12 protein-coding genes are annotated in these 12,863 nt (G+C 63.8%); 4 read left to right on the forward strand and 8 right to left on the reverse strand.

All coding sequences use genetic code 11. The features are described from left to right. Together QOC89_RS23715 and lplT are read right to left on the reverse strand one after the other, a co-directional pair. Nucleotides 1–157 (reverse strand): bifunctional hydroxymethylpyrimidine kinase/phosphomethylpyrimidine kinase (locus QOC89_RS23715; protein WP_416340452.1); only part of this gene is annotated, 157 nt, incomplete at its 3' end. Between the two features lie 25 nt (nt 158–182). Continuing rightward, nucleotides 183–1,490 carry a lysophospholipid transporter LplT gene (gene lplT, locus QOC89_RS23720; protein WP_179732703.1) on the reverse strand — a complete coding sequence of 436 codons (1,308 nt, stop codon included), beginning with the start codon at nt 1,488–1,490 and terminating at the stop codon, nt 183–185. A gap of 217 nt (nt 1,491–1,707) precedes the next feature. Here lplT and alr point away from each other — a divergent pair, with 217 nt between their 5' ends. The 3 genes from alr (at nt 1,708) to QOC89_RS23735 (ending at nt 4,737) form a co-directional block, all read left to right on the forward strand. Next, on the forward strand, nt 1,708–2,778 hold the full coding sequence (alr, locus tag QOC89_RS23725; protein ID WP_323047247.1) for an alanine racemase: 1,071 nt from the start codon (nt 1,708–1,710) through the stop codon (nt 2,776–2,778). A gap of 161 nt (nt 2,779–2,939) precedes the next feature. After that, nucleotides 2,940–4,316 (forward strand): DNA repair protein RadA, encoded by a 1,377-nt coding sequence (radA, locus tag QOC89_RS23730; protein WP_179732699.1) that lies wholly within the window; start codon nt 2,940–2,942, stop codon nt 4,314–4,316. A 142-nt stretch (nt 4,317–4,458) separates the two neighbouring features. Then, nucleotides 4,459–4,737 (forward strand): DUF2866 domain-containing protein, encoded by a 279-nt coding sequence (locus QOC89_RS23735; protein WP_179732697.1) that lies wholly within the window; start codon nt 4,459–4,461, stop codon nt 4,735–4,737. A gap of 24 nt (nt 4,738–4,761) precedes the next feature. On the opposite strand, the gene QOC89_RS23740 is transcribed toward QOC89_RS23735, so the two are convergent. Beyond that, on the reverse strand, nt 4,762–5,823 hold the full coding sequence (locus tag QOC89_RS23740) for a CaiB/BaiF CoA-transferase family protein (protein ID WP_323047255.1): 1,062 nt from the start codon (nt 5,821–5,823) through the stop codon (nt 4,762–4,764). Nucleotides 5,824–6,061: 238 nt separating this feature from the next. Next, entirely contained in the window at nt 6,062–7,996 is a 1,935-nt protein-coding gene (locus QOC89_RS23745) for an ATP-binding cassette domain-containing protein (RefSeq protein WP_323047248.1), read from the reverse strand. A 135-nt stretch (nt 7,997–8,131) separates the two neighbouring features. Here QOC89_RS23745 and QOC89_RS23750 point away from each other — a divergent pair, with 135 nt between their 5' ends. Beyond that, nucleotides 8,132–8,611: a glutathione peroxidase gene (locus tag QOC89_RS23750; RefSeq protein WP_323047249.1), complete on the forward strand. Its 480-nt coding sequence runs from the start codon at nt 8,132–8,134 to the stop codon at nt 8,609–8,611. 245 nt (nt 8,612–8,856) lie between these two features. On the opposite strand, the gene cls is transcribed toward QOC89_RS23750, so the two are convergent. The 4 genes from cls to QOC89_RS23770 all read right to left on the reverse strand — a co-directional run. Continuing rightward, complete coding sequence (gene cls / locus QOC89_RS23755) at nt 8,857–10,296, reverse strand: cardiolipin synthase (RefSeq protein WP_323047250.1); 1,440 nt, start codon at nt 10,294–10,296, stop codon at nt 8,857–8,859. Between the two features lie 37 nt (nt 10,297–10,333). Next, on the reverse strand, nt 10,334–11,218 hold the full coding sequence (prmB, locus tag QOC89_RS23760) for a 50S ribosomal protein L3 N(5)-glutamine methyltransferase (protein ID WP_323047251.1): 885 nt from the start codon (nt 11,216–11,218) through the stop codon (nt 10,334–10,336). Nucleotides 11,219–11,237: 19 nt separating this feature from the next. Further along, nucleotides 11,238–12,377 carry a succinyl-diaminopimelate desuccinylase gene (dapE, locus tag QOC89_RS23765; protein ID WP_323047252.1) on the reverse strand — a complete coding sequence of 380 codons (1,140 nt, stop codon included), beginning with the start codon at nt 12,375–12,377 and terminating at the stop codon, nt 11,238–11,240. Nucleotides 12,378–12,515: 138 nt separating this feature from the next. After that, the coding region (locus tag QOC89_RS23770) for an ArsC family reductase (protein WP_323047253.1) at nt 12,516–12,863 on the reverse strand (348 nt) is incomplete at its 5' end.

Here is a 12,863-nt window from a genome sequence, read left to right on the forward strand (position 1 = left end):
CAGTGATCACGCTCGCGCCATAAGCGCCGAGCGCAGAGAAAGCCTTCAGATCGGCCTGAATGCCGGCGCCGCCGCCGGAATCCGAACCGGCGATCGTCAGCACGTTGGGAATGGGTTGAGTCATGGCAGAACGAGGAAAGGAAGAAGGCGCGGCCACTCCCAAAAGCAGTGCCTGCCGGGGGTCAGTGCTTGACTTCGCCGATCAGCGCGACCGAGTCGAACGCGCGCTGATTTGCCTGGTGGCGCCGCATCACGAACCACATCATCACGCAGACGAAGGTGCCGAATAGCACGATCACCGCCGTGACCGGCACGTCGAGCCACACCAGCACGGCGTACAGGCACAGCATCACGAGCACCGAGAGATTTTCATTGAAGTTCTGCACCGCGATCGAGTGACCGGCCGACAGCAACACGTGGCCGCGATGCTGGAGCAGCGCATTCATCGGCACGACGAAAAAGCCCGACAGGCCGCCAACGATCATCAGGAAGATATACGCAACGATCAGATAGCCCGGCACATGCACGCGGCCGAAATAGAGGCCCCAATGCGTGGGGAACAGGTCGCGCGTGTAGAAGGCCATCAGCATCACGGCGATGCCCATCATGATGCCGACCGGAAGCACCGTCAGCGACTTCTTCAACGGCACACGGGAAGCCGCGAAAATCGCGCCGGCTGCCACGCCGACGGCCACCACCGCTTGCAGGATCGCAGCTTCCGAAAGCGACATGTTCAGCGACACTTCCGCCCACTTCAGCACGATGAACTGCAGCGTCGCGCCGGCGCCCCAGAACAGCGTGGTGACGGCGAGTGAAATCTGACCCAGCTTGTCGCGCCACAGCACGAGAAAACAGTCGGCGAAATCGGTGACCAGCTTGATCGGGCCGCGTTCCTGTTTCGGATAGCGCGCACCGGTGTCGGGAATACGCAGATTGAAGAGCGCGGCGATCACGTAGATTGCCATGATCACCAGCATCGCCGCTTCAGCGGGCGTGTTGACCGTGGGAATGTGCAGCCGGAGGATCGGTGCCGCGATGTGCGGGCTGATGAGCGCGCCGCCGAGCACGGTGCCGAGAATGATCGAGCCGACCGTGGTGCCTTCGATCCAGCCGTTCGCCGCGACCAGCCGGTCAGGCGGCAGCAGTTCGGTGAGAATGCCGTATTTGGCGGGCGAATAAGCCGCCGCGCCGAAACCCACGATGCCATAGGCGATCAACGGGTGCGCGCCCACCAGCATGGTGATGCAGCCGACCACCTTGATGGTATTGGTGACGAACATCACGCGGCCTTTCGGACGGGAGTCGGCGAAGGCCCCCACGAAGGCGGCCAGAACGACGTACGACAGCACAAAGAACAACTTGAGCAGCGGCGTCATCCAGTTCGGGGCGTGGAGGTCTTTCAGCAGTGCAATAGCAGCGATCAGAAGCGCATTGTCGGCCAGCGACGAAAAAAACTGCGCGGCCATGATGGTGTAAAAACCTTTTTTCATCTGATGCGATGCTGTCCTCGCTGCGGTCTGTCCGCCCCGGCCGTGTGCAAAGCGTCCGGGCTTATGCCGTTCGAAATGGGTTGTGCGCACGGCTTTATATCACGAAAATAGCTGGATTCGGACTAGCAGAATCCTTGATCGCACCGCCCAGTGGCCGCCGAGCGCTGAAAACGCCCTGTAAGCTCCTGATTCGCAAGCGTCTTTACGAAAATTGCCCATGCCGCGCCCCCTCTCAGCCACGATTCATACTGCCGCACTCGCCAATAATCTCGCTGTCGCCCGGCGCTACGCGCCAAAATCCAAGGTATGGGCCGTCGTCAAGGCCAACGCCTACGGGCACGGCCTTGCGCGCGCATTTCCCGGCTTGCGCGCAACCGACGGCTTTGGGTTGCTGGACCTGGAAGAAGCCGTGAAGTTGCGTGAATTGGGCTGGGCCGGCCCGATTCTTTTGTTGGAAGGCTTCTTCCGGCCCACCGATATCGACGTGATCGACCGCTACAGCCTGACCACGGCGCTGCACTCGGACGAACAGTTGCGTATGCTCGAAATGGCGCGCCTGTCCAAGCCGGTCAATATCCAGCTGAAGATGAACACCGGCATGAACCGCCTCGGTTACACGGTGGAAAAATACCGCTCCGCGTGGGAGCGCGCGCGGGCCTGCCAGGGCGTCGGTCAGATCACCTTGATGACGCATTTCTCGGACGCCGACAGCGAACGCGGCGTGGCTCACCAGATGGAAGCGTTCGAGCGCGGCGCGCAAGGCATTGCCGGCGCGCGCAGCCTGTCGAATTCGGCGGCCACGCTGTGGCATCCGGCCGCGCACTTCGACTGGGTGCGCCCGGGCATCATTCTGTACGGCGCGTCGCCCTCGGGCGTCACGGCCGCGATCGGCGGCACCGGCCTGCAACCGGCCATGACGCTCGCCTCCGAACTGATCGCCGTGCAGACGATCGGCGAAGGCCACACGGTCGGTTATGGTTCGGTGTTCAAGGCACGCGGGCCGATGCGCATCGGCGTGGTGGCCTGCGGCTATGCGGACGGGTATCCGAGGGTCGCGCCGGAAGGCACGCCGGTGATCGTCGAGGGCGTGCGTACGCGGATCGTGGGGCGGGTGTCGATGGACATGCTGACAGTCGACCTGACGCCGGTTCCGACCGCCAACATCGGCTCGCGCGTCGAGCTGTGGGGCGCCGCGCTGCCGATCGACGACGTCGCGCAGGCATGCGGCACGATCGGCTACGAGCTGATGTGCGCGGTGGCGCCGCGTGTGCCGGTGCGGGCGGAGTAAGGCACGGCATTGACGAGCCGGGCGCTAGCCGCAGATGGCGGCCGCAGATGGCGGCCTCAATAGCGGTGGAGAACATCTCAAAGACGGTTGCAGTGAGCTCCTCGACGAGGAGCGCTCAGCGAGCCCATCAATCCAAAGAACAGCAAGACAGGCAAGGGCGCGTGGCTAAACAGAAGACGTTGTACATCTGCAGTGAATGCGGCGGCCAATCGCCGAAGTGGGCCGGACAGTGCCCGTCATGCAATGCGTGGAACACGCTGGTGGAGTCGGTGGCTGAGACGCCGTCCACGCATCGCTTCCAGTCGCTCGCGAAGAGCGCGCCGGTGCGGCGTCTCGCCGATATCGAAGCGTCCGACGTGCCGCGCTTCTCGACCGGCGTCAGCGAGTTCGACCGTGTGCTGGGCGGCGGCCTCGTGCCGGGCGGTGTGGTGTTGATCGGCGGCGATCCGGGCATCGGCAAATCGACGCTGCTGTTGCAATCGCTCGCGGAAATTGCCGCGGATAAACGCGCGCTTTATATCAGCGGTGAGGAATCGGCCGCGCAGATTGCGTTGCGCGCGCAACGACTTTCGTTGCTGGAACCCGGCTCGAAAGCCAGCGAGCTGCAACTACTGGCGGAAATTCAGCTCGAAAAAATTCAGGCGACCATCGCCGAGCAGCGGCCGGACGTCGCGGTGATCGACTCGATTCAAACCGTCTATTCCGATGCGCTGACTTCAGCGCCTGGTTCGGTCGCCCAAGTGCGCGAGTGCGCGGCGCAATTGACGCGCATCGCCAAACAGTCGGGTACCACGATCATCATGGTCGGCCACGTCACCAAGGAAGGCGCGCTGGCCGGGCCGCGCGTGCTCGAGCACATCGTCGATACGGTGCTGTACTTCGAGGGCGACACCCACTCTTCGTATCGCCTGGTGCGCGCGATCAAGAACCGCTTTGGCGCGGTCAACGAACTCGGCGTGTTCGCGATGACCGAGCGCGGTTTGCGCGGCGTTGCCAATCCGTCGGCGTTGTTTCTGTCGCAGCACGAGCAATCCGTTCCGGGGTCGTGTGTGCTGGTGACGCAGGAAGGCACGCGGCCGCTGCTGGTCGAAGTGCAGGCGCTGGTCGATGCGGCCAACGCGCCGAATCCACGGCGCCTCGCCGTGGGACTGGAACAGAACCGTCTGGCGATGCTGCTGGCGGTGTTGCATCGGCACGCCGGCATCGCCTGTTTCGACCAGGACGTGTTCCTGAACGCGGTGGGCGGCGTGAAGATCACCGAACCCGCGGCCGACCTGGCCGTGCTGCTCGCGATTCACTCCTCGATGCGCAACAAGCCGCTGCCCAAAGGGCTGGTGGTATTCGGCGAAGTGGGGCTTGCCGGCGAGATCCGGCCATCGCCGCGCGGTCAGGATCGCCTCAAGGAAGCGGCCAAACTGGGCTTTTCGGTCGCGGTCATTCCGAAAGCCAATGCACCGAAACAGCCGATTGAAGGCTTACAGGTCGTTGCCGTCGAACGGATCGAACAGGCCATCGACCGGGTCCGCACGCTAGAGTAGACGGGGCTTTGGCGCTTGCGGACGCGTTTGCTCCCGTAATGGGCCGTAAATATCTCCATATTGGCTGTAACCTACCCGACATTCCTTTTTCCTAAGCTGCGAAGGTGTTGCATCCCTTCTGATGCCGAAAAAGGATCGCGCCTTGAAACAGTCATATGAAACCGCAGCTGAGCGGCCCATGCAGGTGCGCGGCTGCCGCGTCTCCGAGCCTATTCGCCAGCCTTGGGGCGGTGCTTGCCGAATTGTCGAATGGATCGACACGGCAGGGCAGATTTCGCGCCGGGTCGTAGCCGAACATGTTACCGCCGCCGAAGTGCGCGCGACCATCAACCGTCACGTGGAAGGCCGCAAGCATTTCCTGTACGACGACGAAAAAACGCCGCGCCAGGTCTTGCCGCGGCAGACGGTGGTGCGGCGCTGAGGTTTCGGGCCGCGCGCTGAGGATTTAACCGCTCAGACGCTCGTCGTCCCCGGCGTCGTTTCCGTCTTGATCGTCGGTCATCGCGGCGTACGCCTCACGGTTGAACAGCGGGTGCTGCGCGGCTTCCGCCGGGGTCAGCACCGGCGAGACGCAGCAGTCCAGCGACTCCAGCAACAGAACCCATTCTTCCAGCGGGCGCTTGCCGATCAGCCCGGCCAGCTCGTGCGTCAACGCGGCGGCGTCCGGCCCGCCGATTGCCTGACCGAGACTCCAGTGACGCGTCGCCCATTCGGGCCGGTCCAGCGCCATACATAGCGTTTCCCAGAACTTCAGCTCCAGTGCGCCGACCGCCAGCCAGCGATTGTCGAGCGTCCGATAGAGGTTGTAGCAGGGCACGCCGCCGTTCAGCAGACCGGCACCCGCGGCCGGCGCGGCGCCTTCGTTGACGAGCGCGACTTGCGCGACGACATTGTGCGTGTGGGTGACATGGGTCATCGAGACGTCGACGAAGCGGCCATCGCCGCCGCGCGACACATGCCATAACGCGGCGAGAATTTGCGTCACCGCGCTCAACGCGCCGCCGAGCAGGTCGGCAATCTGGAAATTCGGCAGAATCGGCGCGCCGTCGCGGCCCGCCAGTTGATCTAGCACGCCCGCGTAGCCGATGTAGTTGATATCGTGGCCTGCATGGTCGACAAACGGGCCGCTCGCGCCGTAGCCGCTGATCGCGCAGTAGACCAGTCTCGGATTGACCGCGCGCAAGGTTTCGTAGCCGATGCCGAGGCGCTCCATTACACCGGGCCGGAAGCTTTCGATCAGCACATCGGCTTCGGCCGCGAGCGCGCGCAACACAGTGCGGCCCGCTTCCGATTTGAGGTCGAGGCGCGTCTCGCGCTTGCCGCGGTTCACCAGCCGGTAAAACGCGCCGGGGCGACCCGCCACGCGGTCGCTGGATGACTGCATCATCGCGCGGGTGGGGTCGCCCGCGCCGGGCGCTTCGATCTTCAGCACATCGGCGCCGAGTTCTGCAAGCCGTAAGGCGGCCACCGGACCCGGGAGCAGGCGAGTCAGGTCCAGCACGCGCAGGCCCTGAAGCGGAGGAGGTGCTCCCGCGGATGGCGGCGTGCCTGACGGAGCTGATGATGAAGCGCCTGACCGAGCCCCCGGCAGAGCCCCCGACGAAGCCCCCGACGAAGCACCTGACGACGAGGCCGACGGCCCGGCCGAGGCCGCGGACAATGACGCAACTGACGCCGCAGACGAGTTCACGCGTGACAAGAGCTACCTCCGATCGATGCCGGCGCGGTTGAGCAACAGCCTGCCGCTAGCCGATTTGTTCGAGTTCCTCGTGAATCTCGAGCCATTCGGCTTCGAGCGCATCGAGGCGCGTGTTGACATCTGCCTGACGGCGGATCGCCTCCGTCAGTTTGCTTTTCTGCTCGGGCTCGTAACTCGCCGGATCGACGACGAACGCATCGAGCGTCGTCTTCTCCGCGTTGAGCGTGTCCATTTCCTTTTCGATCTTGTTGATGCGGCCTTGCAGCGGCTTCTTCAGATGCGCAAGCTTTTGACGCGTTTCCGCTTCGAGACGGCGCTGTTCCTTGCGATTGACGCCGCCGTCCGCGCTCTCCGCGCCGTTCGACGGCGTGCCCGCTTTCAGCGCCGCGCGCTGTTGCGCCGCATGTTGGAGCAGCCAGTCGCGGTAGTCGTCCAGATCGCCGTCGAATTCCTGCAAACGGTGTTTGGCGACCAGCATGAACACGTCGGTGGTGGCGCGCAGCAGATGCCGGTCGTGCGACACCAGAATCAGCGTACCCTCGAATTGCGCGAGCGCCATGGTCAACGCGTGACGCGTTTCGAGATCCAGGTGGTTGGTCGGCTCGTCGAGCAGCAGCAGATTCGGTTTTTGCCAGATGATCAGCGCGAGCGCGAGACGCGCTTTTTCGCCGCCCGAGAAGGGCGCGATCTTCGCGGTCGCCATTTCGCCGGAAAAGTTGAAACTGCCGAGGAAGTCGCGCAATTCCTGTTCGCGCGTGTCCGGTGCAAGACGCGCCAGATGTTGCAGCGGCGTGTCGTCGGGCCGCAAGGTTTCGAGCTGATGCTGCGCGAAGTAACCGATGCGCAGACCCTTGCCTTCGCGCACATGGCCGCCGAGCGCTTCGAGCGTGCCGGCGAGCGTTTTGATCAGCGTTGATTTGCCCTGGCCGTTCGCACCGAGCAGGCCGATGCGCTGGCCGTTCTGGATCGACAGCATCACATGATCGACGATCGGAATTTCACCGTTTTCACCGCGATAGCCGCAGCGCACGTCTTCCATCACCATCATCGGATTCGGTGCGGAATCGGGCGTGCGGAATTCGAACGTGAATGGCGAAGACGCATGCGCCGGCGCGATCAGTTCCATCTTCTCGAGCGCCTTCACGCGGCTCTGCGCCTGGCGCGCTTTGGTGGCCTGCGCCTTGAAGCGGTTGATGTAGCTCTGCAAATGCTCGACCGTGCGCTGTTGCTTTTCATACGCGCTTTGCTGCAACGCGATCTGCTGTGCGCGCAGGATTTCGAACTGCGAGTAGTTGCCGCCGTAACGCTTGATCTGCTGATGCTCCAGATGCAACGTGACGTTGCAGACGGAATCGAGAAACTCGCGGTCGTGCGAGATCACGATCAGCGTGCCCGGATAACGATGCAACCAGTCTTCGAGCCAGACGATCGCGTCGAGATCCAGGTGGTTGGTCGGCTCGTCGAGCAGCAGCAGGTCGGAGCGGCACATCAGCGCCTGCGCCAGATTCAGCCGCATGCGCCAGCCGCCGGAGAAGCTGCTGACGGGTTCGCGCGTTTGTTCGAGCGTGAAGCCGAGGCCGAGCAGCAGCGCTTCGGCGCGGGCCGGCGCGGTGTAACCGTCGGCGTCGGCGAACGCGGCGTGCGCTTCGCCTTCGGCGGCGCCGTCATGCGCGGCCGAGGCTTCGGCGATGCACGCTTCGATCGCGCGCAACGCCGCGTCGCCGTCGAGCGTATAGGCGAGAGCGGTCTTGTCCGCGGCGGGCGTTTCCTGCGCGACGTGGGCGATCTGCCAGTTCGGCGGGATCGAGAAATCACCGCCGTCGGCGTGCAGTTCGCCGAGCAGCACGGCAAACAGCGTCGACTTGCCCGCGCCGTTGGCCCCCACCAGGCCGGCCTTCTCGCCCGGGTTGAGGGTGAACGTGGTGTTTTCGAAGAGCGGCTTGGTGCCGCGCGCGAGGCTGAACTGGTTAAAGCGGATCACGAAGAGGCCGGCGGAAGAAAAACGCTATTTTAGACTGCCGGGGCTGACACCGGGCGCTCAGCCGGGATCGGCCATTCGGCCGACTGTACCGGCGAAGCTTTTGGCATAGACTGACGGCTTTCACGGGGAGAGCACATGACATCGATTTATTCGTTTTCCGCACGTACGCTTGGCGGCGAGGAAGTGAGCCTCGAGCGCTATCAAGGTAAGGTCCTGTTGATCGTCAATACGGCGAGCGAATGCGGCTTCACGCCGCAGTACGCGGGTCTGCAAAAGCTTTATGACACTTACGCGGCGCGTGGGCTCACGGTGCTCGGTTTTCCATGCAACCAGTTCGGCAAGCAGGAACCGGGCGACGCCGCGCAGATCGGCAGCTTCTGCGAAAAGAATTACGGCGTGACCTTCCCGATGTTCGACAAGATCGATGTGAACGGCGCCAATGCGCATCCGCTGTTCCGCTATCTGACGGGCGAGGCGCCGGGGCTGCTGGGGCTCGAGGGGATCAAATGGAACTTCACCAAGTTCCTGATCGGCCGTGACGGCAATGTGGTGAAGCGTTATGCGCCGCTGACCAAGCCCGATGCGATTACCGAGGACATCGAAAAGCTGCTGTAACGAGTCGCGGAGCCGGAAGGTCAGCGCGGGGTCGGCGGGCTCTGGAGGCGGCGACCGGCGCGGCGGCGAAGGGTCAACTCGGGCCGGGGCGGGAATCGGCAACCGGCGCGGCGCCGGATCGTCGGACATCACCGCCTGGCTGGCCTGTCCGAACGGGCGTGGGCCAGCGTCAGGGCTGATGCCGATGCTTAGGTTGATGCCAATGCTGAGGTTGATGCCGGTTCGGCGGCGTAGCAGCAGTGCGGCTACAGAATCGGCGAAAACAACCGCGCCACATGCATCAGCACGCGCCGCAGCGCGCTTGCCTGGCGGTACTCGTTGCGATCGATTTCGAGCGAATCCGCGAAGTCCTTGAGCAGCATCGCTTCGACTTCCCTGGCAAAGCCGCGGTCCACGGTCAGCACCATGATCTCGAAGTTCAGCCGGAACGAACGGTTGTCGAGATTGGCGCTGCCGATCGCCGCCGCCACGCTGTCGATCAGCACGACCTTTTGATGCAGGAAGCCCGGCTGGTAGCGGAAGATCCGGATGCCCGCGCGCAGCGAGTCGTACGCATACAGTTTTGAGGCGGCGAACACCACGCGGTGATCGCGCCGGCATGGAATCAGAATGCGCACATCCACGCCGCGCAGCGCCGCCAGCCGCAGCGCGGCGAACACGGCTTCGTCGGGCACGAGGTAAGGCGTCGTGATCCAGATGCGCTCGCGTGCCGCGTTGATCGCCTCGACGAAGAAAAGCGAGCAGGTCTCCTGCTTGTCGGCCGGACCGCTCGGCACGACGAGGCAGTGCATGCCATCTTCGGTCGGTCGGAAGGCCGGCATGTCGAACTCGGGCAGTTGTTGGGTGGCCCAATGCCAGTCTTCGGTGAACACGAACTGGATGCTGGCAACGGCCGGCCCGCGCACTTCGATATGCGTGTCGCGCCAGGGCGACAGGGGTGGTTTGCCGCCGAGATATTCGACACCGACGTTGTGGCCGCCGACAAACGCGCGTTCACCGTCCACCGAGACGATCTTGCGGTGATTGCGGAAGTTCAGCTGCAAGCGGTTGACAAAGCGGCGATTGGTGGCGAACGGATGCGTCTCCACGCCGGCCGCCCGCAGCGCCGCCACGTAACGGTGCGGCAGATCGAAACTGCCGATGCTGTCGTACAGGAAGTAGACGCGCACGCCTTGCTGCGCTTTAGCGATCAGCGCGTCTTTAAGCATTTCGCCGAGCGCGTCGTCGCGCACGATGAAGAACTGCACGATCACGTAGTTGCGCGCGCCTTCGATCGCGTCGAAGATCGCCTCGAAAGTCGCGGCGCCGTTTACCAGCGTGCGCACGGTATTGCCCGGCAGGAACGGCATGCCGCCCAGCCGCGTAAGCGAATGCACGAGTCTCGCGCCCAGCTGCTGCGTAGGCAGCCCCGTGGAGGAAGCCTGCGTGTCCCATTCCGGAGGATGGGCACGCGTACGCAGCAATTCGTTTTCGACGCGGCGAGCGTCCGCGTAGCCCTGGAATTTGCTACGGCCGAGAAACAGGTACGGCACCAGCGTCAGATACGGCATGGCGACCAGCGACACGGCCCACGCGATCGCGCCTTGCGATGTGCGCGTCTTCAGAATCGCGTGGCACGCCGCAACCACGCCGAGAATATGGGCGAGGGCGACAAGCGAGCCGATGTGAAGCAGGTCGAATTGCATAGACGGTCTGGCGATCCAGTGCTCCGGCGATAAAACGTCAGACCGGCAGATCCGCAGCCTGGATCAGGAACACGTTGTCGTCGCCGGCGCTGGTGGACAGCCAGACCAGATCGAGGCCGCCGAATGCCGCTTCGACGTTCGCGCGCTCGTTGCCGATCTCGACCACCAGCACGCCGTCGTCGGTCAGCCAGTTGCGCGCCTGGGTAATGATCCGGCGCACGATATCCATGCCGTCCGCGCCGCCCGCCAAAGCCATGTCCGGCTCGTGCTTGTACTCGGCGGGCAGTTCCTGCATCGAGGTGGCATTCACATACGGCGGATTGCTGATGATCACGTCATAGCGGCGCTCGGCGAGCGGCGCGTACAGATCGCCTTCGAAGAGGGCGACGCGGTCGTCGAGCCTGTAGTCCGCGACGTTGCGCGTGGCGACTTCCAAAGCGGGTGCGGAGAGGTCGACTGCGTCGATATCCGCGTTCGGGAACGCGTGCGCGGCGAGGATCGCGAGGCAGCCGGAGCCGGTGCAGAGTTCGAGCACGGCGCTCACCTGGTCGGGATCTTCCACGTACGGTTGCAGGCCGTCCTGCAGCAACTCGCCAATGAACGAGCGCGGCACGATCACGCGTTCATCCACGTGGAAGCGGAAGCCGTGCATCCACGCTTCCTGCGTGATGTACGCGGCCGGCACGCGTTGCGCGGCGCGGCGTTCGATCACGTTCAGCACGGCGTCGATTTCAGCGGCGGCCAGACGCGCGTCGAGAAACGGCTCCAGCAGATCGAGCGGCAGATGCAGTGTGTGCAGTATCAGATAAGCGGCTTCGTCGTAGGCGTTGGCCGAGCCGTGGCCGAACGACAACCCGGCCTGATTGAAGCGCGACACCGCGAAACGCAGCAGGTCGCGGACGGTGGAGAACGGGAGCGTCATCGCGGAAATTCCTTGGGGATCAGGCAATCAGTTGTTCGAGCACGCGGCGATACACGTTTTTCAGCGGCTCGATGTGTGCGACTTCGATATGTTCGTCGATCTTGTGGATGCTGGCGTTCAGCGGTCCGAATTCGATCACCTGTTCGCAGATGCGGGCGATGAAACGGCCATCCGAGGTGCCGCCGGTGGTCGACAGTTCGGTTGTTACGCCGGTTTCGTCCTTGATCGCTTTGGCCAGTGCGTTCGACAGGTCGCCGCGCGGTGTGAGGAACGGCAGGCCGCTCACGGTCCATTGCAGGTCGTATTCGAGCTGGTGCCTGTCCAGGATCGCATGGACGCGCGCCTGCAAACCTTCCACCGTGCTCGCCGTAGAGAAGCGGAAGTTGAACATCACATCAGCATGGCCCGCGATCACGTTGGTCGCGCCGGTGCCGGCATGGATGTTCGACACTTGCCACGTGGTGGGCGGAAAGTACTCGTTGCCGTCGTCCCAGCGTTCGGCGACCAGTTCGGCCAACGCGGGCGCGAGCAGATGCACCGGATTCTTCGCCAGATGCGGATAGGCGATATGGCCTTGCACGCCCTTGACGATCAGCTTGCCCGACATCGAGCCACGCCGGCCATTTTTCACCATGTCGCCGAATTGCGCGCTCGAGGTCGGCTCGCCGACGATGCAGTAGTCCATGCGCTCAGCGCGTGCCTGCAGTGCTTCGACGACCTTGACGGTGCCGTCGGTAGCGGGGCCTTCTTCGTCGCTCGTAATCAGGAATGCGATCGAGCCGCGATGCGCCGGGTGCGCCGCGACGAATTCCTCGCTTGCCACCACGAAGCCGGCGATCGACGCCTTCATGTCCGCCGCGCCGCGGCCATAGAGTTTGCCGTCGCGATGGGTCGGCTCGAACGGCGCCGATTGCCATTGTTCGAGCGGGCCGGTCGGCACGACGTCCGTGTGGCCGGCAAACGCGAGCAGCTTGCCCGCGGTGCCGTCGACGCCGCGTTTGACGGCCCACAGATTGGTCACGCCGTGCGATTCGATGGTCTCGTGCTCGAAGCCGATTGCGGACAGGCGTTCGATCAGGAGGCGCTGGCAATGCTGGTCGTCGGGCGTCACGGAGGCGCGCGCGATCAGTTGTTCGGTAAGGGCGAGGGTGCCGGACATGGATTCAGTACAAGCCACTTTGAAATGAAAAAATGCCGGCTGGCGGTGGGGCACCGCAGCCGGCAACAGCTTTTGAGCAACGCGGCGAGGCCGCGTTTTACTGCTTGTTGCAGCGTGTTGCGTTCGATCTTCGCGAGATCAGGCAAACAGCGCCGCGTAGTCGTCCGCGGAGAAACCGAGCGACTTGACCTTTCCGTTGACCACCAGCACCGGCCGCTTGATCACCGAAGGCTTGTGGATCATCAACGCGATCGCGCCCGACTGCGTATCCGCGGCCGCCTTCATGTCGTCGGACAGGCCGCGCCACGTGGTGCCGCGACGGTTCAGCAACGCGTCGAGCTTCACGTCTTTCAGCCAGTCCTGCACCAGCGGCTCGGTCACGCCGTGCTTCTTGAAGTCGTGGAACTCGAACTCGACGCCGTGTTCTTCCAGCCATACACGGGCCTTCTTCACGGTGTCGCAGTTCGGGATGCCGTAGACGACGGT

The organism is Paraburkholderia sp., assembly GCF_034668105.1.
Taxonomy (GTDB): Bacteria; Pseudomonadota; Gammaproteobacteria; order Burkholderiales; family Burkholderiaceae; genus Paraburkholderia.